The organism is Actinomycetota bacterium (genome assembly GCA_030017835.1).
Taxonomy (GTDB): domain Bacteria; phylum Actinomycetota; class Aquicultoria; order UBA3085; family Oleimmundimicrobiaceae; genus Yes70-04.
Map to the genome: position 1 here is coordinate 49,569 of JASEGU010000005.1, position 20,343 is coordinate 69,911.

A 20,343-nucleotide genomic window follows, 5' to 3' on the forward strand; every position below is an offset into this window, starting at 1 on the left:
CTAAAGCTTAAAAACGATGGCCAAAAAGAAAATCCCCAAACAAGTTGGGGATTTTGAGCTTATCGACAGCCTTTAAGAGATTCTCTTAAGCCGTTATCTCCTCATCGACTAGATTTGGATCTTCACCCTCGGCGACCAAGGTCGGCTCCATCTCTTTGACCACCGTATCCTTGGTGACAACGCACTTGGAGATGGATGAGGTCGAAGGAACCTCGTACATGGGACCGAGCAGAATCTTCTCCAGAACGGCCCTAAGACCCCTTGCTCCGCTCGCCCTCTGAAGCGCCTTCTCAGAGATGGCCAGAAGCGCCCCCTCGGTGAAGACGAGATCGACTCCGTCATATGAGAGCATCTTTTTGAACTGCTTGACCAGGGCATTTTTCGGCTCGACGAGTATCTTTATCAGGTCATCCTTGGTCAGATTATTGACTGCCGCAATCATCGGCAGACGTCCGACGAACTCGGGGATGAGTCCGTATTTGACCAGATCTTCGGGGAGAACGTACTCCAAGATATGACTGATGTCCTCGTCATCTTTGGGTTTAAGGTCGGCCCCAAAACCGAGGCCCTTCTTACCCACCCGAGAGCTCACTATCTTGTCTAAACCATTAAAGGCTCCGCCGCAAATGAAGAGGACGTTGGTGGTGTCTATCTGAATGAACTCCTGATGCGGATGCTTGCGGCCGCCTTGGGGCGGAACGCTGGCCACCGTCCCCTCGAGTATCTTGAGAAGTGCCTGCTGAACGCCCTCGCCGGAGACGTCCCGGGTGATCGAGGGATTCTCCGATTTCCTGGCTATTTTGTCGATCTCATCAATGTAGACGATGCCGGTCTCGGCCTTCTTGACGTCGAAATCGGCCGCCTGTATCAACTTGAGCAGTATGTTCTCAACATCCTCACCGACGTAGCCGGCCTCGGTCAAAGCGGTGGCGTCGGCGATGGCGAAGGGAACGTTTAATATCTTGGCCAGAGTCTGGGCGAGCAGTGTTTTTCCGCAACCGGTTGGCCCGATGATTAAGATGTTGCTCTTCTGGAGCTCGATATCATCCTCTTTGACCTTGCCCATCTTGGCCCGCTTGTAGTGGTTGTAGACGGCAACCGATAGGGTCTTTTTGGCCGATTCCTGACCGACCACATAATCGCCCAAGATACTAAAGATCTCCTTGGGCTTGGGCAGCTCGTCCACGCTGAATTCGGTCTCGGGCTCCAACTCTTCATCGATGATGTCGTTGCAGAGATCGATACACTCATCGCAGATATAGACGCCGGGACCGGCTATCAGTTTTTTGACCTGCCTCTGGCCTTTGCCGCAAAAAGAGCATTTCAGATGTTCAGGAGGGGTATCTGAGAATTTTGCCATTTAAAGCTCCCTATTTTTTCCTCTCAGCAACTACCTCATCGACCACGCCGTAATTCTTGGCCTCCTCGGCAGTCATTATGTAATCGCGATCGGTGTCTGAGGATATCTTCTCTATGCTTTGGCCAGTATGCTTGGCTATTATCTCATCGAGTAATCGACGCATCCTAAGTATTTCTTTAGCTTGGATGTCTATATCAACAGCCTGGCCACTGGCCCCGCCGTGCGGTTGATGTAGAAGCACTCGCGAATTTGGCAGAGCGAACCTCTTGCCAACCGCTCCCGAAAGAAGTAGAACGGCTGCGCCGCTTGCCGCCTGACCGATGCAGTGGGTCGAAACGTCCGGTTTTATGTACTGCATCGTGTCATAGATGGCCAAGGTGTCGGTTATCAGCCCGCCTGGGCTATTGATATAGAGCTGGATGTCCTTCTCGGGATCATCAGACTCGAGATGAAGGAGCTGGGCGATGATCACGTTGGCCACATTGTCATCTATCTCACTGCCCAAAAAGACTATCCTCTCGTTTAAGAGACGGGAGTATATATCAAATGATCTCTCGCCTCGATTGGTCTGCTCTATTACTATCGGTATCAGACTCATTTACCCGTTTCCTCCTCTTTATTGTCCTTCTTATCCGCCTTGGCTTTAACCATTTCGACCAGGCGTTCCATCGCCTTTCTCATCAATAAATCGTCCTCGATATCTGATATGACGCCCCTCTCTTGCAATGTCTTCTTGAGGTCTTCCTTCTCCTCGCCTATCCCGTCGGCCAGCTCACCAATCTCCTTGTCGACCTCTTCGAAAGAGACTTCTATCTTCTCTTTTTTGGCCAGCGCCTCAAGAACGAGTGACTCCTTTACGGTCCCGGCCGCCCTCTCTTTGAAAGACTCCTTGAGAATATCGGGACTTGACCCTGTAGCCTTGAAATACTCGTCGCTCCCGACACCACGGGACTTCATGCCGACCATAAATTGACTCACCATATCATCTACCCTCCTATCAACCATTATAGCGGGTATATCAACCTTTGACTCTTCGGCTAGTTTAATCAGTATCTCCCTATGAAAGTCCTCCTCAGCTTTGGCTGCCTTGATATCGGTCAACTTCTTTTTGATATCGGCCTTATACTCGGCCATATCTTTGCAGCCGGCCGCCATATCGGCAAATTCGTCGTTTGGCTCGGGAAGGTTTTTGACCTTTATCTCCTTGACGATTACCTTGAAATCTACTTTTTTGCCCGCAATCTCGACAGCATCGAAATCGGCCGTTGCGTCTATGGAAAAGCTCAATTCGTCTCCGACGCCGGCTCCGATCAGGTTCTTGTCAAATCCGGGAAGGAGCATCTGGCCTCCGATCTCGATCATTGAGTCGATCCCTGAGCCACCCTCAAACTCTTTGCCGTCCAAAAGACCCTCGAAGTCGATCATGACAAAATCGCCCTCTCTTACCAGCCTATCATCGGCTACGCTCAAGGTTGCCTTCCGGTTTCTAGCCGACTCAATCTGGGCCTTGACCTCGTCGTCGGTCACCTTAACTTCAGCCTTCTTGACCGATATCTTCTTGTAGTCGCCAAGGATCACTTCGGGTTTGACCTCGACTTCAGCCTGATAGACCAGATGATCTGCCCCGGCTTCCTTGACGTCGATCTTGGGAAGATCTATCGGCTCCACATTCGATTCGGCCACAGCCCGTTCGTAGGAGCCCGGAACGACCTCTTTGATCATCTCATCGATGACCAATCCCTCTCCAAAATGGGAGTCTATGACCTTTTTGGGAACCTTTCCTTTGCGAAAACCGGGGACATTGACCTTCTTGGATATCTTGGCATAAGCGGCCACCATCCCCTTTGCCACATCCTCCTTGGGGACCTCCACCTTCAAGATGACCTTATTCTTTTCGCCGCGCTCTACTTCTACCTTCAAGGATTCGTCTCCAAACGGTTTTTATGATGATGGTGCGGGTGAGAGGAGTTGAACCTCCACGCCTTGCGGCACATGCTCCTAAGGCATGCGTGTCTGCCATTCCACCACACCCGCAAATCTGATCGACGGTGATAAAGATAAGTGGTGGGCCGTACAGGATTCGAACCTGTGACCTTGGGATTAAGAGTCCCCTGCTCTACCAACTAAGCTAACGGCCCGCATTTATATGCATGGATCATCTTTAGCTAAAACTCTGGCGCGCCTGGAGGGATTCGAACCCCCGACCTGCGGATTAGAAGTCCGATGCTCTATCCAGCTGAGCTACAGGCGCATCTGGTCAAACTTTTGCTGGTTGAAATTTACCCAACCAAGCGCTTTCAGCACTCACCCATCGCTTCGGCGATGTTGGAGCGGGAGACGGGACTCGAACCCGCGACCAACAGCTTGGAAGGCTGTGACTCTACCACTGAGTTACTCCCGCTTAAAAAGATGATGGGGTGGCTGAGGGGACTCGAACCCCCGGCCTTTGGAGCCACAGTCCAACGCTCTAACCAACTGAGCTACAGCCACCATCTAAGAGTCAATCTCTGAAATCTGGCCAGGTTTATTCCTGGTCGGGGTGGAGGGATTCGAACCCCCGGCCTCCTGCTCCCAAAGCAGGCGCGCTAAACCAAGCTGCGCTACACCCCGCGTGATCTATAAAAGATCGCTCAAAACAAATGATAAGGTTTTCAAAGAATATTTTTGCCCCGCAATATTTGCGGGGCATACCTTGCAAAAGACCAGTAGTAGTATAAGAAAAATATCTTAAGCAGTCAAATGAGCGAGGCCCGTTTCGTGGCGTGCAAATCGATTAAGGGATCGCGTCAACCTTAAAGAGTTGAGTATCGCTTTTGTGCAACATCTTGCCCTAAAAATCGTCTGTAGCCTCATGGGGGCTCAAATCAATCTCTTAGGACCTCTATTATCTCCTTCATCTGCCGAAAAGCCTTGCCTCGATGACTAAGCTCATTTTTGAATTCTGGTTCAAGTTCAGCCATGGTTTTATTATAGCCATCCGGGACGAAGACCGGGTCGTAACCAAAGCCTTTAAGGCCCCTTGGTTCGGTTGCGATCGCTCCTTTGCAGTCGCCGCAGGTAGAATAGTTCTTGCCGCCTGGAAGCGTAAGGACGGCCAAGCAGACGAATCTAGCCGATCTTCCGTCTTCCGGCACGCCCTCCATCTCCTTGAGCAGCTTTGCAACGTTGGCGTTATCGTCACCTTGAACTCCGGCGTATCTTGCCGATAAGACCCCGGGCTTGCCGCCCAAATGATCGACCTGAAGACCGGAGTCGTCGGCCAAGGCGGCCATATCATGGCACTCCGTCAAGGCCTGAGCCTTTATTCTCGCATTCTCTTCAAAGGTGGCCCCTGTCTCTTCGATATCAGGCCAGTCAGAAAAGTCCTTGTAGGTCAAGACTTGAGACGGTTTTAAGCCCAGTATCTCGACGATCTCCCTTATCTTTCCGTCGTTCTTGCTGGCTATTATGATCTTCATCCTACCCCGTCCCGGAAAACGGAATGAACCTCTCGAAATCTTCTCCGATCAATGCCTTTTGAGCTTCGATCAGCTCCAGGAGGCCGACCTCGGCCAGGTTCAAGAGCTCATCGAACTCTGCCCTGTTGAAGGGCTTAGACTCGGCCGTTCCCTGCACCTCGATAAACTCCATGGCCGTCGTCATGACAACATTCATGTCGACCTCGGCCGCCGAGTCCTCCACGAAGGAGAGATCAAGATGGGGCCTTCCTCCCACTATACCGACGCTGGTTGCGGCCACCCCGGCCCCGATCGGAAATGAGTCGAACTTATCCTGATCATAAAGGTATTTCACGGCATCAAACAGAGCTACGAAGGAGCCGGTTATTGCGGCCGTCCTGGTACCGCCGTCGGCTTGGATGACATCTGCATCTATCCAAATGGTCAACTCGCCAAGCTTTTTCAGATCGATAACCGAACGAAGAGACCGTCCGATCAGGCGTTGTATCTCATGGGTCCTTCCCCCCACCCGGCCAAGCGACGATTCGCGGCTACTTCTTATGGTTGTAGATCTGGGAAGCATCGAGTATTCGGCCGTGACCCAGCCCTGGCCGCTCCCCCGAAGGAATGGCGGTACCTTGCCCTCCTCTACGGTGGCCGTGCAGATGACCCTGGTGCCTCCGAGCTCAATTAAGACCGAGCCTTCGGCGTGAGCGATATAGTTCCTATGAATAGCGATCTTTCTAAGCTCGTCGTAAGCCCTGCCGTCAACCCTAAAAGACATCTTCCCTCCATCGAATAGAACTGATTTTAGACTCTAAAACTGAAATATCTGGCCTTCTTCGGCCGACTCGACCCCTTTAAAACCGATCCCTTTGGCCTCAGCAAGTGAGACCGCCTTGTCGTAAGTCGGCCAGATGTGGGTCAAAATCAGCCTCTTTGCGCCCGCCTCCTTGGCAAGGTGAGCCGCCTCCTCGGCCGCAAGATGATCTTCGGTCATGCCCAAATGAGCTTGTTGTAATGTAGCCTCTGAGAGCAGAAGGTCTGCGCCGGCCGCAATCCTTACCATCCCCTCGAAATACCCGGTGTCGGCCGTATAGACGAATCTCTTATCTCCGCTGACAGTAACGGCAAAAGTCTCTATGGAGTGCCGGGTCCTGTCGAATTTCAGCTTGAGAGTGGAGATGCCCAGGCTCATGCCATCAACTATATCATTGAAATCAAAGATACGGGACATCTCTGCCCCGGCACCTTCGGGCAGTATCGATCCGATCAGCTCAAAAGCCCCGGTTGGAGCGAAGGTTTTCAGTCTGAAATCCGGCCTAGAGGCGTCGAATTGATAATGATATCTTAAGGGATAGATATCAAGAAAGTGATCGGGATGGAGATGGGTTATTATCAAGGCATCGAGATCAGAGGGATCGATCCACCTCAACAGGTTGCTCAATGATCCCGTCCCGATATCTATCAGAAGCCTTGTCTCTCCATCTTCAAGCAGATAACCACTGCAAGCCTGGCCGACGCCGGGGTAGGCGGCCGAGGCTCCAAGGATAGTCAGCTTCACTTAAGACCCGTCCTTTGGAACGCCTCCCCGCTTAAGGAGAAAGAGCAGAAGTGGATAGCCGAGGCCGTAGACGGAGACCGCCTCACCAAGACCGACGTATACGACGCTCAACCAGTAAGGCAGGCCAAGGACCATCTTCAGGATCAGGGCAACTCCGAAGGCGTTGAATAATACGGGCGGCGTAAGGCCCAAAAGTGCTCCGATGTGGGGGTGGCCTTTAGTCGGTCTCTTCAAAAAGTGCGCGCCTATGCGCCATGTCATGATGGCCGCAGCGAGGGTGAGAAAGGAACCGAAGAAGATATCCCAAGGACCCAGACCTCCGTATATGTTGGCTATCATGCAGCCGATGAATAGACCGGGTACCACCGCCGGCTCAAAAAAGGCTAAAGCGGTCAGGGCCTCCGATATCCTGAGTTGGACCTGCCCATAGCTTATGGGGGCAAAAGCGACCGTTAAGCCAGCGTAGAGGGCGGCTATCAGGGCCGCTCTGGTTATGAAATTTATCTTGATATCTCGATATTTAGTCATCATATTCCACCTCATCCTAGTATTGTCTGTTCTACCGTCCCTATTTCTCCACCCAGAAAGCGGCTGCCGAGCCTCAAAAACTTATCTGAATCGCCGCTCGATATGAACCTGCATCTTTTCAGATTGCTGCCGGAATTAATAAAACCCTTCCTCTGCAATATCTCCCCTATCTCCATGGCCGTCTCTTTGGCCGAGTTTATGAGGCTTATGCCGTTCCCCGCCACCTTCTCTATGGTCTTACCGAGAAGAGGGTAATGGGTACAGCCCAAAATGAGGGTATCTATCCCTCCGTCTAATAGTGGTTTTAAATAACCCTTCAATTTTATCTCGACCTCTTCTCCGCTCAGCTTGCCCTCTTCAACGAAGTCGGCCAATTCGGGGGTTACTTGATCGAAAATTTCCGCTCCCATATCGAAGGCGTGGACCGCCCTCCGATAAGCACCGCTCGAGATGGTCGCCTGAGTCCCGATGACTCCGATTTTGCGGCTCACGGTCGCTTGGGCGGCGGCCCTGGCCCCCGGTTCGACCACCCCGATTATCGGAATGGAAAAGTGCCTCTGGGCCTCTTCTAGGGCCGCCGCCGAGGCGCTATTGCAGGCGATGACGATCATCTTGACGCCCTGACCCTGCAAAAAATCGGCTATCTGAAAGACGAATCTCTTCAGCTCCTCGGCCGGACGCAGGCCATAGGGGAAACGGGCCGTATCGCCAAAATATATCAGGCTTTCGCCTTCAAGCTGCCTTAAGACTTCGCCGACCACGGTCAGCCCACCGACGCCCGAGTCGAAGATGCCTATCGGTTTCTCATTCAAATTGCGCCTCGAATCCTTGAAAAATGACTGATACATTATAGATGGAATTTAAGGGAAATTAAATGGGAGCGGATGATTTGCGGCTTCTTGATTTTCAAAAACTAAAGCCTTACCACGGGTGAGCAAGGCTTTAAATATTGGTGGAGGTGCGGAGAATCGAACTCCGGTCCTAGAGCAACTCAGGTCAAGCCTTCTACGAGCGTATCCGATCTAATTTTTCGCTCCAAAGGCCCCGGTCGGCAAAGATCCTTTGGAGTTATCCCGTAAATTTCCCCTTAAGCCTACGGGAGTCGGCTTAAAAGTAGCTCACTTGCGACGTCCATTTAAGACCGTGAGCTTTTCTTAAAGGACGTGGTTGCTATTTAAGCAGCCAGTGCGTAGTTATTATCGGCGTTTGGTTTAAACGCTTTGGCGGTTTAACGAGGAACCAAAACCTCGGCTCGCTTCCCTCATCCCGTCACTTCAGTCGAATCCATTCACCCCCAAATGATCTCGCCAACCAAGTTGGCCGGCCGTGCGCGCTAGTTGGACTTTTTCGCTCTGGTCCCCTTGCTTCTCTCTTTAAGAGCTCTCTCCAACTCACGCTTTGAAGTCCTTTCGGCAATGACAGCCCTTTTATCATAGAGCTTCTTGCCCCTTGCGAGTCCCAACTCTATTTTAACAAGATTGTGGGAAAAGTAAACCTTGAGGGGAACGAGAGCGAGCCCCTTCTCTTTGAGCTTTCCGGCCAGCCTATCTATTTCATACCTCTTCAAGAGGAGCTTTCTCGGCCTGGTGGCGTCCTGTTCCTCGGAGCGGCCGAAATTATAGGGACTGATGTGCATGTTGTGGAGAAAGACTTCATTCCCCTTTAGGCGCGCGAAACTATCTTTAAGATTAACCCTGCCCATGCGGACCGATTTTACTTCGTTTCCGGTTAAAACGATGCCAGCCTCATAGGTGTCGTCTATAAAATAGTCGTGATATGCTTTTTTATTGGTGGCAACTATCTTATGCTCGCTCAAATTCATCCCTCTGCAATTTGGGGCTTTAGCCGAAAATTATATCATAACCACGCCTCTTTGGCGGCGTCGCAAAAAATCTCGCCGCAAAAAAGACTTCTTAAACAAAGACAGAATTTAATTAATTGTATACCTGTTTTAAGGGAAACAGCCTAAAGAGAAGGGAGGGAAGACATTTGAATAAAACGAGATATTTTGTGGCGATCCTCTTGGTCACCATGCTTGTTTTGTCGGGATGCGCCGGAGCCACCCAAAGGGTGAGCGGTAACGAAATCATTATAGCCGTTCACACCAGCCTTACGGGAGGACTAGCCGACTATGGTTACGCGGCCAACGAGGCGATAAAGCTGGCCAACAAGGACATGCCGACCGTCACCGTGGGAGGGACCGAGTATGCGATCAAGGTCGTAACCTACGATGATAAGGGCGAGGGGGCCGAGGCGGCTGTGGTTGCCCAGCGGGCGATCGATGAGGGTGCAGTTGGAGTTATAGGCTGTCTTACAAGCGGTAACACCAATGCTTCCATGCCGATCTACGCCAAAGTGAGCATCCCCATGATCTCCGGCTCAGCTACAAATCCAGATTTGACCGAAGGTGAGAACACTAACTTCTTTAGAACTTGCCTCCGAGATGACCTCCAAGGTCAAGCCATCGGCGAGTGGGTGGCTGAGATGGGTTACAAGAAGGTCGTCGTCATGGATGACAAGGGAGACTATGCCGTCGGACTCGGCAATGAGGTCGAGAAGACCTTGAAAGCTGAGGGCATCGAGACCCACCGTGAACAATGCCAAGAGGGTGATACTGACTTTGCGGCTCAAATCAATAACATCAAGAACTTTGCTGCTGATTTGGTCATCTTCACAGGTTATCACCGCGAGGCTAGTCTCTTGAAGAAGCAAATGGTTGAGGCCGGTATGATCACTGTCGCCTTCATGGGAGGCGACGGCATCAAGAGCGAAGAGATCTTCACCGAGGCTGGTGGAGCCGCCAACGCAGAAGGAATCATGGCGACTTTCGGTTCTCTTTCTCAAGACGAGATGCCCGGTTATGAAAAGTTCAAAGAGGCCTTCAAGGCGGCAACGACCAAGGATCCCGGTCCTTAAGGGATATGGGCAACACCATCCTCCTCATAGAGCACGACATGAAGGTGGTCATGGGGGCATCAGATCGGGTGGTGGCCATGGACCACGGCGAAAAGATAGCCGAAGGCCGACCCGAAGAGGTGGCCAAGAACCCCTACGTGATTGAGGCCTACCTTGGAAAAAAGGGAGCAAAACTTGCTTAAGTTGGAAAACGTCCAGACCCATTACGGGCGGATAGAGATACTCAAACGCATCAACATAGAGGTAAAGAAGGGTGAGATCGTCTGTCTGCTCGGAGGAAACGCTTCCGGCAAGTCGACCACCATGAAGACGATTTTGGGGATAGTCAGGCCTACTAAGGGTAAGGTCTTCTTCGAGGATAAGTTCATTAACGATCTGGCCACCACCGAGCGGATAAAGCTCGGCATCACCCCCGTGCCAGAGAATAGGCGCCTCTTCCCCCGCTTGACCGTTCTGGAAAACCTTGAGATGGGCGCCTATGTTAGAGTTGACGGCGAGATAAATGACGATCTGGAGAAAGTATATACTCTCTTTCCGAGAATCAAGGAGCGCCTCAGTCAGCTTGCAGGAACCCTTTCGGGCGGAGAGCAACAGATGGTCGCCTTGGGCCGGGCCATGAGCGCCCGTCCCAAGCTCATCGTCATGGATGAGCCGTCGATGGGCCTCTCTCCGGCTCTGGTCGATCAGTCCTTCGAGATTATCAAGAATATAAATAAGCAAGGCGTCACCATATTTATGGTCGAACAGAACGCCCACGCCGCCCTATCGATCGCTGATCGAGGCTACGTCCTTCAAACCGGAAAAATAGTCATATCCGGCGAGGCGAAAGAGCTCCTAAAGAGCGACGAGATAAGAAAGGCTTATCTCGGGGAGGTTTAGGTTGACTCAGATCCCATCAAAGCCCCGCTTCACTCGGAAATCAGACCGTCTTTAAGAATCCTCTCTAAGTCCAAACCGAATTGATTGCCCCCCTTGGGCTTTTTTTAAATATCTTAAAGAGCTTGCAGTAATCGAACATATGTTCTATATTATCCTTATCATGTTGGATATCAGTGAGCCCGTAGACGTAGCCGCCATATTCAAAAACGGCCTGGTCAGCCCCCGCAAAATTGGTTGGCGGGGACGCTCTTTGCGCGTCGAGAAGGTGACTGGACGTTGGATGAGTTCGATTGGAAGCACCAATATCTTGCACTTGAGTCTGATAATCGAAAGCGGGGACTACTTTGAGCTCTCTTTCAACCCCAAAACCTATATTTGGCGTCTCGAAAAGCTGGAAACAGCCTGCTAGCCGGATAGTCCTTCACGTCGATATGAACTCCTACTTCGCCTCGGTCGAGCAGAGCCACAGGCCTCACCTTAAGGGCAAGCCGGTTCTGGTCCTCTCTGATCCTTACGGCAAGGCCAAAGGGGTCCGCTCGGTGGTGGCTGCGGCGAGCTATGAGGCAAAAGCCTTTGGGGTTAAGGCCGGCATGCCCTCATTTGAAGCTTTAAAACTGGTACCGGACGCCATTATGATCGGCGGCGACCATCACAAATACTCCACCCTCTCCAAGCAATTTCTGAAAATCTTCGAAAGATATACCGATCTAGTCGAGCCCTACTCAATCGACGAAGCCTTCCTAGACATCACAAGATCGATGCACCTCTTTGGGGGCGCTTTGAAGGTGGGAGGAATGATAAAGGCCGACGTCTCCTCCGAGATCGGCATCACCTGTTCGGTTGGGATCGGCCCAAACAAGCTGGTCGCCAAGATGGCAAGCGACCTTCAAAAGCCGGACGGTCTGGTGAAGGTCGAAGCGAATGAGATCAAGGAGCGCCTCTGGGGTTTAATGGTTGAGGAGATACCGGGCGTTGGAAGAAAGAATAAGATCAAGTTGAATCTTATGGGTATAAGAAGTATAGAGGAGCTGGCCAAAAGCTCGCCCTCCCTCTTAAGAAAGCGCTTTGGCATCATCGGAGACTACTTTCACAGCGCCGCCTGGGGGCTAGATGATGGGCCGGTCTTGCCAGCCGAAGCGGAGAATGCGCCCAAATCAATCTCCCGCTCGATAACCTTCTCCAAAAATAGCAGAGATTTGGCCGTGCTCAAAGGGGTGCTCTTAAGGCTCACCGACGAAGTTGCCGTAAGCCTTAGAGAAAAAGGGTTAAAGGCAAAGACCCTATCTTTGGTGGTTCGCTTCAGCGATTTAAGTTTCGTCCAAAAACAGAAGCGCGCACGCCACCCCACCTCAAGCACTAAGGTCATCTTTAGCGAGGCGGCCATCCTTCTTCAAGCTTTCTTACCCGCCCGTTTGCCGATTCGCCTTCTTGGAGTCTGTGCCTCAGAGATCACAAAGAGCGGCCACTTCCAACCCTCTCTATTCGATTCTTTAGACGAGCGGACTCTTATCTATGAGGTAATGGATGAGATTCGAGATAAGTTCGGAAGCGAGAGCCTCTTTTATGGAAGGACTCTGGATATCGGGGATCACCTGGATCATAGGATTTGAGAATAGCCTTATGAGGCAAGTTGAGAATAGAAAAAATCTTTGAAAAATTCTCCCAAACCTCTTGACAAGAGAGAGAGAGTAATAATGTATTAATAACGATAAATAATAGTCGGAACGAGCTCTCTCTTTAGTGATTAAAGAGAGCCAAGGACGTTTAGTGAGAAATCAAATGAGGGAGGAGGTGAAAATGAGAACTCAAAGCCCGTCTTGGCGGGAAAAAGAAAAAGCTACCCCAGAATAGCGAAAGCCCGAAAACTTAAAACTATACTAAGGGTAGCAGATTTAGTTTAACAGATAATGCTTACTGAAGCCAAATTGGTTTATAACAGAAGAAGATCTGGTTACTTTGGGAAACTTGAGGTGTAATGATATGGGAAGGGCTTCTTTTGAAAGTGAAGCGAGTGCTTGTTTTGATTTGAGAGAAACAACAAACATTGCGTTTCAGGACCTGATCCTATCATAGGGAGGATGAAGCAATGAAACAGATTTTGTATAAGGCTACTGTTGCCTCTGCTCTTTCGGTGCTGATGATATTCACCATTGTCGTGTCGGCACTAGCGGGAACTGCCAGCAGTAGCTATTCGAACTTCACTTGCGGAAGTTATGGTTATCGAAACAAGGCGGAAATCACGACTGTCTCACCCGGTGGCGCTGCGGCCGCCACTTACATTGGTTCATGGCCCTCTACGACTCGACCAACCGGTTGGTTCGGCGCCCTCGCCCGGTTGTACACTGACGCGGGTGTTCTTAAAAAGCAGGAAGGTTATAATTACACCGGCTCGCCTTGCGTAGGCTATTTTGTCTATACGCCGTTCTACAACGTGAGAGGTAGCTACTTATAGCTATGGGGTCAGCAAATCGTGGACAGGCAGCGGGTATCACAATCATGCGACTTTTACGAGTCCGCGTCAGACCTATTAAAATGGAGGCGGGTTACATGAAGAAGAAGCACGTACTATTTATCGGGGTTCTAGCGATCACGGCGATGGTTTCGTTCATGGTCGTTGTGAACACCAATCTGATAACGCGTTCTGAGAGCAAGGGCACCGCATGGCCTAAAAACAACCTTGGCGTGACCTACGGCTCGGGACTAGATGCCGTATCGCCCGAAGATGAGCCCGATTTGATTAAAGTTGAGGCCACGAACGGCAAAGTGGGATATGCGTACCGAGCTGACTTAGAGGGTCCAGAGCCCAGTTCACCGGCTGCGGCGATCGCGCAACAGAAGGCTAAAAAGGGTAAGCCAGATATTATTCCCGTATACGAGGTAGATGGGGTTACACAGATAGGTGTTTTCTTTTGCGAGCATAATACCGGAAATGCCAAGCTAATAAAGTAACATTCTAGCTCGATCTACTGTTCTGATGCCCGGTGTACACCGGGCATCGTTTTTTATAGCATCACGCGAACGTTACTGTTTCCATATAATGACCTGCCCCAAATTGTACAGGTTCACCTTTTACTGACATTTCCGTGGTAGTGCTCTATACCGCAAGCATACTAAAATCTTCGCCTTAAAGGCGAAGATTTTTCTCCCATTCCCTGAATGAGACAACGAAGAGGACAAGACGGGTTCGGTTTAAACCAACCTATTCCTCAAACTCCCTATCCCCTCTATCTTAACCTCCACCGTATCGCCCTTATTCATCGGGCCGACGCCGGGCGGGGTGCCGGTGATTATTAGATCGCCGGGATAGAGGGTCATTATTTGAGAGACGAAGGAGACCAAAAAATAGGGGTCAAATATCATATTCTTAGTGCTGGAAGACTGCTTTATTTCACCGTTTAATAGGAGTTCTATCTTAAGATCGCTCACGTCAAGCTCGGTCTCGATATGGGGGCCGAGCGGGCAGAAGGTGTCGAAGCTCTTGGCCCGCGTCCACTGGCCATCCTTCCTTTGAAGGTCTCTGGCCGTTACATCGTTTGCGCAAGTAAAGCCGAGTATGTGAAGCGGAGCCTCATCTTGGGAGACGTCTTTTATCTTGTCCTTGATGACGATGGCAAGCTCGGCCTCATAGTCGACCTCTCCAGACATCTTGGGGTAGATGATATCTTCACCCGGGCCGATGACCGAGGTAGCCGGCTTTATGAAGATGACCGGCTCATCTGCCGCCTCCATATTGAGCTCTTTGGCGTGATCGATATAGTTGAGGCCCACGGCCACAACCTTGCTTGGGAGAGTTGGAGGGAGCAACATAACATCGCCAATGAGAAATTCATCGCCGGTTAAACCAAAATCTTCAAATGGGCTGCCGAAGGCCGCTTTGACGACCTCGCCCTCGAGAGCACCGTAATGGACTTTAGAGCCGAATGAGAAGCGAATTATCTTCAAGAGATCACCCCGCCATGAGTGGCTTTGCTGTGGAGGATTGAGCCATAACTACCTAGATTCTTAAGACTTCTTCCTTCTGGCCAGCCCATGCTCGATGCTATCTACCAGGGCTTCCCAACTGGCCTCGATCATGTTCTCGTGAACGCCAACCGTTCCCCAGCTATTCTCGCCGTCGGTCGATTCGATGAGAACGCGCACGACCGCCGCCGTCCCCTTTCTGGCATTTATTATCCTGACCTTATAGTCTGTCAGAGATATCTCGGCCAGAGCCGGAAAAATGCGGGCTATCGCCTTGCGCAGGGCGTTATCAAGCGCGTTAACCGGGCCGTTGCCCTCGGCAAATTCGACCAGGCGTTGATTCTCCACCATGATTTTGACGACCGCCTCCGTCTTGGGTCTGCTCTTTCCGGAGCGGCTCACGGTGACCTTGTAGTCCTCCAGCTTAAATAGAGGCCGGTAAGATCCGGTATTCTTGCGAAGAAGTATCTCAAAGGAGCCGTCAGCCGCCTCGAAGTGATAGCCGATGTGCTCTAGTTTTTTCAGTTTTTTCAAGATGGCCAGGGCCTGGTCGGGCTTGCTGGAGAGATCCATCCCAAATTCCTTGGCCTTATGGATGATGGCCGCCGCTCCGGCTTGATCGGAGACGAGTACCCGCTGCAGGTTACCGACCAGACTTGGGTCGATATGCTCGTAGGCCCCCTTCTGGCGGCTGGTCGCGCTGATGTGGATACCTCCTTTGTGGGCAAAGGCGCTCTCGCCGACGTACGGTTGGTGGGGATCGGCCACCACGTTGGCTATCTCATTGACATGGTGAGAGACCTCGGTCAGCATGGAGAGCCTCTCTTTGGGTATGCATTCCACGTCCATCTTGAGGATGAGATTCGGTATTATCGAGACCAGGTTGGCATTGCCGCAGCGCTCTCCGAAGCCATTCATCGTCCCCTGAACCTGGGCCGCCCCCTCGCTGGCGGCAGCCAGACTATTGGCCACGGCGCAATCGGAATCGTTGTGAGCGTGGATACCGATCGGAATCGATATCTCCTTCTTTACAGCCGCAACCACCTCGGCCACCTGGATCGGTATGGAGCCTCCATTGCTGTCGCAGAGGACCACGGAGTCGGCTCCAGCAGCTTCAGCCGCCTTGATGGTCGAGAGGGCATAGGCGGGATTATTCTTATAGCCGTCAAAGAAGTGTTCGGCGTCGAAGAAGACTTCTAGGCCCTTCTTCTTAAAGTAGGCTATGGTATCTGAGATCATCTTAATATTGTCTTCAAGGGTAGTAACAAGGACATGGGTTACATGGACATCCCAACTCTTGCCGACTATACAGACGGCTTTAGTGCCCGCTTTGATCAGGGCTTGAACGTTGTTATCCTCTGAAGCCGTGACCCCTTTGCGCCTAGTGCTGCCGAAGGCGACGACCGTGGCATGTTTTAAATCCAGCTCTTTGACCCGCTTGAAATATTCTATGTCTTTAGGATTGGCCCCCGGCCAGCCCCCTTCAATATAGTCGACACCGAGCTCATCCAGTTTGGCTGTGATCTTGAGCTTGTCGTCGACCGAGAGCGAGAGACCTTCCCTCTGAGCCCCATCCCTTAAGGTAGTATCGTATATCTTTATCTTTGATTTAACCACAATTAAACACCTTTTCCCTTTTAGAGGGCCTTGCTTAGACCAGTTCCAGCCAGTCCATATACTCCTCGTCCTCTCCGCGCAAGATCGAGAAGAACTTATCTTGAAGTTTCTTGGTTATGGGGCCGGGCTCGCCAATCACCCGCCCATCAACCTCTCGGATGGGCACGAGCTCGGCCGCGGTTCCGGTGAAAAAGGCCTCATCGGCCAGGTATAGGTCGGAGCGAACCAGGTCGGCCTCGACGACCGGATACTCCATATCCCAGGCTATCTGCATCACCGAATCTCTGGTTATCCCCTCCAGGACGCTCGTCGAAGTCGGCGGAGTGGTGATGACCTCATCTCTGACGACGAAGATGTTTTCGCCCGGCCCCTCCGAGATAAAGCCGCGGTGATCGAGCATTATCGCCTCGGCGTGGCCGTTATCGACCGCTTCCAGCTTTGCTAGAATCGAATTTATGTACTGGCCAGTTGCCTTAGCCGCCGAGGGCAGGGCATTTGGCGAGGGGCGCTCGAAGGAAGAGATGCACGTCTTGACGCCGTGCTTTAGCCCGTCTTCGCCAAGGTAAGTTCCCCAAGGCCAGACGGCGATGGAGACATCGACCGGTGCCTTCATTGGATAGAGCCCCATCTCTCCATAGCCGCGAAAGGCTATGGGCCGTATGTAGCAGCTCTTTAATTTATTGACCCTGATGATGTCTTTAACCGCTTTGACCAGCTCTTCGACTGAATACGGTATCTCCATCCGGTATATTTTGGCCGAGCGGAAGAGGCGCTCGATGTGCTCGGTCAGGCGAAAGACGGCCGCTCCCTTCGGGGTCTCGTAGGCCCTGATCCCCTCAAAGACGCCCGAACCGTAATGGAGGGCGTGGGTGAGCACGTGGACCTTGGCATCCTTCCAATCGACGAGCTTTCCGTTCATCCATATCTTTTCAACCTCTGGTATCGGCATCTTAAACCATCCCTTCCTTATTCTGTTCGCTTCAGTTTAACCGGCCACGACCTTGGCTACCATATCCCCAACCTCTGATGTGGAGTAACCCATCTGCCCGGCCGAAAGACTCTTCAGCTTCTTGCTGGTAACTTCGACTATACCCGCTTCAATGGCCAAGGCCGCCGCATCTTCACCCAAAAAATCGAGCATCATCTGAGCCGCCGCGATGGCCGCAAGCGGATTGATCACATTTTGACCGGTATATTTAGGGGCGCTTCCGCCAATCGGCTCAAACATCGAGACCCCTTCCGGGTTGATGTTGCCGCCGGCCGCAACCCCCATACCGCCCTGGATCATCGCCCCAAGATCGGTGATGATATCGCCGAACATGTTGTCGGTCACAATGACGTCAAACCACTCGGGATTCTTGACGAACCACATACAGATGGCATCGACATGGGCGTAATCGCAGCTGATGTCGGGATACTCCGCCCCGACCTCATCGAAGGCCCGCTGCCAAAGATCGAAAGCATAGGTTAAGACGTTTGTCTTACCGCAGAGGGTCAGGTTCTTCTCCTTATTCCTCTTCTTGCAATATTCAAAAGCGTAGCGGATGGCCCGCTCGACGCCCTTTCTGGTGTTGACGCTGAGCTGCGTGGCCACTTCATCTGGAGTCCCCCTCTTTAAGAAACCGCCAGCTCCAGTGTAGATACCTTCGGTATTTTCGCGGACGACCACAAAATCTATATCCTCCGGCCCCTTATCCTTTATCGGGGTATGGACTCCCGGATAGAGTTTGACCGGACGCAAGTTTATATATTGATCGAGTTCAAAGCGGGTGCGAAGCAGAATTCCCTTCTCCAGGATGCCCGGCTTGACGTCAGGATGACCGATGGCGCCAAGAAAGATGGCATCAACCTTCTTGAAATCATCGATAGCCGAGTCGGGCAGAACCTCGCCGGTCTTAAGGTAACGCTCCCCGCCAAAATCGAAATGGGTAAGCTCATATTTGAAACCGAATTTGGCCGCCGCCGCCTCCAAAACCTTCAGACCTTCGGCTATGACTTCGGGGCCGGTCCCGTCTCCGCCCATTACTCCCAGCTTATAAGATTTACCAGCCATATTATCTCCTCGCCTTAAGCGTTTTTTTGGTGTAGTTTATCAGCCCGCCGCTCGTGATGATATCTTGGATAAATGGCGGGAAGGGAGCCGCCTTGAAGGTGAGGCCCTTGGTAAGATTGGTTATCTCGCCAGTATCGGTATCGACCTTGACCTCATCCCCAGTCTCGATCGCATCGACCGCTTCGGCCGACTCCAATATCGGAAGTCCCATGTTGATGGCGTTGCGATAGAAGATGCGGGCAAACGATTTGGCCAGCACAACTGAGACTCCGGCCGCCTTGATGGCGATTGGGGCATGCTCGCGGGAGGAGCCGCAGCCAAAATTCTCCTCAGCGGCCAAAATATCTCCCGCCTTAACCTTATTAACAAACTCGCCGTCTAAGTCCTCCATGGCGTGCTTGCCGAGTTCGATCGGGTCGGAAGTATTCAAATATCTGGCCGGTATGATGACGTCGGTATCGATATCTCGTCCATATTTATGAGCGTGGCCTTGATATATCACTTACCCAACTCCTTTGAATTTAACTTAAGCTACCTCACTTGGGGACGCTATCCTGCCCATGATGGCCGAAGCGGCCGCAACGGACGGATTGGAGAGATAGACCTCACTCTCGGGATGACCCATGCGCCCGACAAAATTACGGTTGGTGGTAGCGACGGCCCGCTCCCCTTTGGCCAGGATCCCCATATGCCCGCCGAGACACGGCCCGCAAGTCGGAGTGGAGACGGCCGCCTCGCTATCCAAAAAGATATCGAAGAGTCCCTCGGCCATCGCCTGGCGGTAGATGGCCTGGGTGGCCGGGATGACGATCAAGCGAACGTCTCTGTGGACCTTGTTGCCCTTCAAGACCTTGGCCGCTTCGGCCATATCCTCGATCCGGCCGTTGGTGCAAGAGCCGATAACGACCTGGTCTATTTTGACCTCTCCTACCTCACTTATGCCGCGGGTATTGGAGGGAAGATGCGGAAAGGCCACCTGGGGCTCGATGCTTGAAGCGTCGAATTTAAAGACCTCTTCATACTCGGCGTCATCATCGCTCTCATAGACCTTGTAATCCCGCTCGGCCCGCTCTTTCACGTAACTTAAGGTGATATCGTCGGGGGCGATTATGCCGTTCTTTCCGCCAGCCTCGATGGCCATATTGGCCATGGCAAAGCGGCCGTCCATCGAGAGGTTGCATATGGCGCTGCCGCTAAATTCCATCGCCTTATAGAGGGCTCCATCGACACCTATCTTTCCTATTAGGTAGAGGATGAGATCCTTGCCCCCCACCCACTGGCCAAGCTCGCCGTCGAAGATGAACTTCATGGTTGGAGGAACCTTTAGCCAGACCTTGCCCGTAGCCATAGCGGCGGCAACGTCTGTGCTGCCAACTCCGGTCGAAAAGGCCCCAAGCGCCCCGTAGGTGCAGGTATGAGAGTCGGCCCCGATGATCGCGTCTCCCGGCAAGACCAGACCGAGCTCGGGCAAGAGAGCATGCTCAACGCCCATCCGGCCGATCTCAAAATAATTGGTTATCTTCTGGGCTCTAGCGAAACCCCGCATGATTTTGGCCTGCTCGGCCGATTTGATGTCCTTGTTGGGGGTATAGTGGTCGGGAACCAGGGCTACCTTATCCTTGTCGAATACCCGATCCACCCCGATCTTTTCAAACTCTTTTATGGCGATGGGCGCGGTCACATCGTTGCTTAGGACCAGATCCAGCGAGACATCGATCAGCTCCCCCGGTTTCACGCTATCTTTGCCCGCATGAAAAGCCAGTATCTTCTCGGTTATGGTCATGCCCATATACTATTCCCTCTCCCGTTTGATGAATGATTTTTTGGGTGAAACAAAACGGCTTCTTACTGGAAAAACGGTTTTCTAATTCTAACAAACCAAAAGCTGGATTTCCACCTAAAAGAGTGGAAAGAGTTAAGCTTGGGACCGCAAAGAGAAAGGGTCGATCACCGCGCCTCCCAATAAAAATCTGTAGCGATAAATTGATCGAAGTGGCCGCCTAAAGGCGGCCACTTCGACTACGCTTAA

Annotated in this window: 21 protein-coding genes, 6 tRNA genes, 1 other RNA gene and 1 pseudogene; 7 read left to right on the forward strand and 22 right to left on the reverse strand. The window is 51.9% G+C overall.

Going from position 1 to position 20,343, the window contains the following annotated elements; all coding sequences use genetic code 11:
• Positions 1 to 85: 85 nt before the first annotated feature.
• The 16 genes from clpX to smpB all read right to left on the reverse strand — a co-directional run bounded on the left by clpX (position 86) and on the right by smpB (position 8,711).
• On the reverse strand, positions 86 to 1,360 hold the full coding sequence (clpX, locus tag QMD53_02505; GenBank protein MDI6799536.1) for an ATP-dependent Clp protease ATP-binding subunit ClpX: 1,275 nt from the start codon (positions 1,358 to 1,360) through the stop codon (positions 86 to 88).
• 10 nt (positions 1,361 to 1,370) lie between these two features.
• The gene (gene clpP, locus QMD53_02510; GenBank protein MDI6799537.1) at positions 1,371 to 1,958 is read right to left on the reverse strand and encodes an ATP-dependent Clp endopeptidase proteolytic subunit ClpP; all 588 of its coding nucleotides are present in this window, start codon (positions 1,956 to 1,958) and stop codon (positions 1,371 to 1,373) included.
• Positions 1,955 to 3,280, reverse strand: a complete 1,326-nt coding sequence (gene tig / locus QMD53_02515) for a trigger factor (GenBank protein MDI6799538.1) — start codon at positions 3,278 to 3,280, stop codon at positions 1,955 to 1,957. Before tig ends, clpP begins: the two co-directional genes overlap by 4 nt.
• Positions 3,281 to 3,310: 30 nt before the next feature.
• Positions 3,311 to 3,394 (reverse strand) — tRNA-Leu (locus tag QMD53_02520).
• A gap of 28 nt (positions 3,395 to 3,422) precedes the next feature.
• Positions 3,423 to 3,498: transfer RNA gene (locus tag QMD53_02525), tRNA-Lys, on the reverse strand.
• Between the two features lie 36 nt (positions 3,499 to 3,534).
• Positions 3,535 to 3,611, reverse strand: a tRNA-Arg gene (locus QMD53_02530).
• Positions 3,612 to 3,686: 75 nt separating this feature from the next.
• A tRNA-Gly gene (locus tag QMD53_02535) sits at positions 3,687 to 3,761 on the reverse strand.
• A 12-nt stretch (positions 3,762 to 3,773) separates the two neighbouring features.
• Positions 3,774 to 3,850 (reverse strand) — tRNA-His (locus tag QMD53_02540).
• A 41-nt stretch (positions 3,851 to 3,891) separates the two neighbouring features.
• Positions 3,892 to 3,970, reverse strand: a tRNA-Pro gene (locus QMD53_02545).
• A 254-nt stretch (positions 3,971 to 4,224) separates the two neighbouring features.
• Positions 4,225 to 4,818 carry an XTP/dITP diphosphatase gene (locus QMD53_02550; GenBank protein MDI6799539.1) on the reverse strand — a complete coding sequence of 198 codons (594 nt, stop codon included), beginning with the start codon at positions 4,816 to 4,818 and terminating at the stop codon, positions 4,225 to 4,227.
• 1 nt (position 4,819) lies between these two features.
• The gene (gene rph / locus QMD53_02555) at positions 4,820 to 5,581 is read right to left on the reverse strand and encodes a ribonuclease PH (GenBank protein MDI6799540.1); all 762 of its coding nucleotides are present in this window, start codon (positions 5,579 to 5,581) and stop codon (positions 4,820 to 4,822) included.
• Between the two features lie 33 nt (positions 5,582 to 5,614).
• Entirely contained in the window at positions 5,615 to 6,361 is a 747-nt protein-coding gene (locus QMD53_02560) for an MBL fold metallo-hydrolase (GenBank protein MDI6799541.1), read from the reverse strand.
• Positions 6,362 to 6,889, reverse strand: coding sequence for a QueT transporter family protein (locus QMD53_02565; protein MDI6799542.1), 528 nt, complete (start codon positions 6,887 to 6,889; stop codon positions 6,362 to 6,364).
• A gap of 11 nt (positions 6,890 to 6,900) precedes the next feature.
• The gene (murI, locus tag QMD53_02570; GenBank protein ID MDI6799543.1) at positions 6,901 to 7,737 is read right to left on the reverse strand and encodes a glutamate racemase; all 837 of its coding nucleotides are present in this window, start codon (positions 7,735 to 7,737) and stop codon (positions 6,901 to 6,903) included.
• 102 nt (positions 7,738 to 7,839) lie between these two features.
• Positions 7,840 to 8,185, reverse strand: a transfer-messenger RNA (tmRNA) gene (gene ssrA, locus QMD53_02575).
• A 37-nt stretch (positions 8,186 to 8,222) separates the two neighbouring features.
• On the reverse strand, positions 8,223 to 8,711 hold the full coding sequence (smpB, locus tag QMD53_02580; protein ID MDI6799544.1) for an SsrA-binding protein SmpB: 489 nt from the start codon (positions 8,709 to 8,711) through the stop codon (positions 8,223 to 8,225).
• Positions 8,712 to 8,878: 167 nt separating this feature from the next.
• Between smpB and QMD53_02585 the strand changes: the two genes are divergently transcribed.
• The 7 genes and pseudogenes from QMD53_02585 (at position 8,879) to QMD53_02615 (ending at position 13,633) form a co-directional block, all read left to right on the forward strand.
• Positions 8,879 to 9,805 (forward strand): branched-chain amino acid ABC transporter substrate-binding protein, encoded by a 927-nt coding sequence (locus tag QMD53_02585; GenBank protein MDI6799545.1) that lies wholly within the window; start codon positions 8,879 to 8,881, stop codon positions 9,803 to 9,805.
• Positions 9,805 to 9,987, forward strand: a pseudogene (locus QMD53_02590) (ABC transporter ATP-binding protein). The gene QMD53_02585 and the pseudogene QMD53_02590 overlap by 1 nt, the downstream one beginning before the upstream one ends.
• The gene (locus tag QMD53_02595) at positions 9,980 to 10,684 is read left to right on the forward strand and encodes an ABC transporter ATP-binding protein (protein ID MDI6799546.1); all 705 of its coding nucleotides are present in this window, start codon (positions 9,980 to 9,982) and stop codon (positions 10,682 to 10,684) included. The pseudogene QMD53_02590 and the gene QMD53_02595 overlap by 8 nt, the downstream one beginning before the upstream one ends.
• Positions 10,685 to 10,823: 139 nt before the next feature.
• Positions 10,824 to 11,093 carry a hypothetical protein gene (locus QMD53_02600; protein ID MDI6799547.1) on the forward strand — a complete coding sequence of 90 codons (270 nt, stop codon included), beginning with the start codon at positions 10,824 to 10,826 and terminating at the stop codon, positions 11,091 to 11,093.
• Positions 11,029 to 12,294 carry a DNA polymerase IV gene (dinB, locus tag QMD53_02605; GenBank protein ID MDI6799548.1) on the forward strand — a complete coding sequence of 422 codons (1,266 nt, stop codon included), beginning with the start codon at positions 11,029 to 11,031 and terminating at the stop codon, positions 12,292 to 12,294. The genes QMD53_02600 and dinB overlap by 65 nt, the downstream gene beginning before the upstream one ends.
• A 476-nt stretch (positions 12,295 to 12,770) precedes the next feature.
• Positions 12,771 to 13,136, forward strand: coding sequence for a hypothetical protein (locus QMD53_02610; GenBank protein ID MDI6799549.1), 366 nt, complete (start codon positions 12,771 to 12,773; stop codon positions 13,134 to 13,136).
• Between the two features lie 95 nt (positions 13,137 to 13,231).
• A complete protein-coding gene (locus QMD53_02615; GenBank protein ID MDI6799550.1) occupies positions 13,232 to 13,633 on the forward strand; it encodes a hypothetical protein in 402 nt (133 codons plus the stop codon).
• A 240-nt stretch (positions 13,634 to 13,873) separates the two neighbouring features.
• Here QMD53_02615 and QMD53_02620 read toward each other — a convergent pair whose 3' ends face one another.
• Genes QMD53_02620 through leuC form a run of 6 tightly spaced genes read right to left on the reverse strand, consistent with a single transcriptional unit; the run spans position 13,874 to position 20,103 of the window.
• Positions 13,874 to 14,626 (reverse strand): fumarylacetoacetate hydrolase family protein, encoded by a 753-nt coding sequence (locus QMD53_02620; GenBank protein ID MDI6799551.1) that lies wholly within the window; start codon positions 14,624 to 14,626, stop codon positions 13,874 to 13,876.
• 60 nt (positions 14,627 to 14,686) lie between these two features.
• Positions 14,687 to 16,264, reverse strand: coding sequence for a citramalate synthase (gene cimA, locus QMD53_02625; protein MDI6799552.1), 1,578 nt, complete (start codon positions 16,262 to 16,264; stop codon positions 14,687 to 14,689).
• A gap of 31 nt (positions 16,265 to 16,295) precedes the next feature.
• Positions 16,296 to 17,210 carry a branched-chain amino acid transaminase gene (locus QMD53_02630; protein ID MDI6799553.1) on the reverse strand — a complete coding sequence of 305 codons (915 nt, stop codon included), beginning with the start codon at positions 17,208 to 17,210 and terminating at the stop codon, positions 16,296 to 16,298.
• A gap of 36 nt (positions 17,211 to 17,246) precedes the next feature.
• On the reverse strand, positions 17,247 to 18,314 hold the full coding sequence (locus tag QMD53_02635) for a 3-isopropylmalate dehydrogenase (GenBank protein ID MDI6799554.1): 1,068 nt from the start codon (positions 18,312 to 18,314) through the stop codon (positions 17,247 to 17,249).
• A 1-nt stretch (position 18,315) separates the two neighbouring features.
• Positions 18,316 to 18,816 (reverse strand): 3-isopropylmalate dehydratase small subunit, encoded by a 501-nt coding sequence (gene leuD, locus QMD53_02640; GenBank protein ID MDI6799555.1) that lies wholly within the window; start codon positions 18,814 to 18,816, stop codon positions 18,316 to 18,318.
• Positions 18,817 to 18,840: 24 nt separating this feature from the next.
• On the reverse strand, positions 18,841 to 20,103 hold the full coding sequence (leuC, locus tag QMD53_02645) for a 3-isopropylmalate dehydratase large subunit (GenBank protein ID MDI6799556.1): 1,263 nt from the start codon (positions 20,101 to 20,103) through the stop codon (positions 18,841 to 18,843).
• Positions 20,104 to 20,343: the final 240 nt, after the last annotated feature.

Coding starts and splice junctions, on each gene's coding strand:
- clpX (MDI6799536.1), bottom strand. CDS start 1,360: ATGGCAAAATTCTCAGATACCCCTCCTGAACATCTGAAATGCTCTTTT.
- clpP (MDI6799537.1), bottom strand. CDS start 1,958: ATGAGTCTGATACCGATAGTAATAGAGCAGACCAATCGAGGCGAGAGA.
- QMD53_02550 (MDI6799539.1), bottom strand. CDS start 4,818: ATGAAGATCATAATAGCCAGCAAGAACGACGGAAAGATAAGGGAGATC.
- rph (MDI6799540.1), bottom strand. CDS start 5,581: ATGTCTTTTAGGGTTGACGGCAGGGCTTACGACGAGCTTAGAAAGATC.
- QMD53_02565 (MDI6799542.1), bottom strand. CDS start 6,889: ATGACTAAATATCGAGATATCAAGATAAATTTCATAACCAGAGCGGCC.
- murI (MDI6799543.1), bottom strand. CDS start 7,737: ATGTATCAGTCATTTTTCAAGGATTCGAGGCGCAATTTGAATGAGAAA.
- smpB (MDI6799544.1), bottom strand. CDS start 8,711: ATGAATTTGAGCGAGCATAAGATAGTTGCCACCAATAAAAAAGCATAT.
- QMD53_02600 (MDI6799547.1), top strand. CDS start 10,824: ATGTTCTATATTATCCTTATCATGTTGGATATCAGTGAGCCCGTAGAC.
- QMD53_02610 (MDI6799549.1), top strand. CDS start 12,771: ATGAAACAGATTTTGTATAAGGCTACTGTTGCCTCTGCTCTTTCGGTG.
- QMD53_02615 (MDI6799550.1), top strand. CDS start 13,232: ATGAAGAAGAAGCACGTACTATTTATCGGGGTTCTAGCGATCACGGCG.
- QMD53_02630 (MDI6799553.1), bottom strand. CDS start 17,210: ATGCCGATACCAGAGGTTGAAAAGATATGGATGAACGGAAAGCTCGTC.
- QMD53_02635 (MDI6799554.1), bottom strand. CDS start 18,314: ATGGCTGGTAAATCTTATAAGCTGGGAGTAATGGGCGGAGACGGGACC.
- leuC (MDI6799556.1), bottom strand. CDS start 20,103: ATGGGCATGACCATAACCGAGAAGATACTGGCTTTTCATGCGGGCAAA.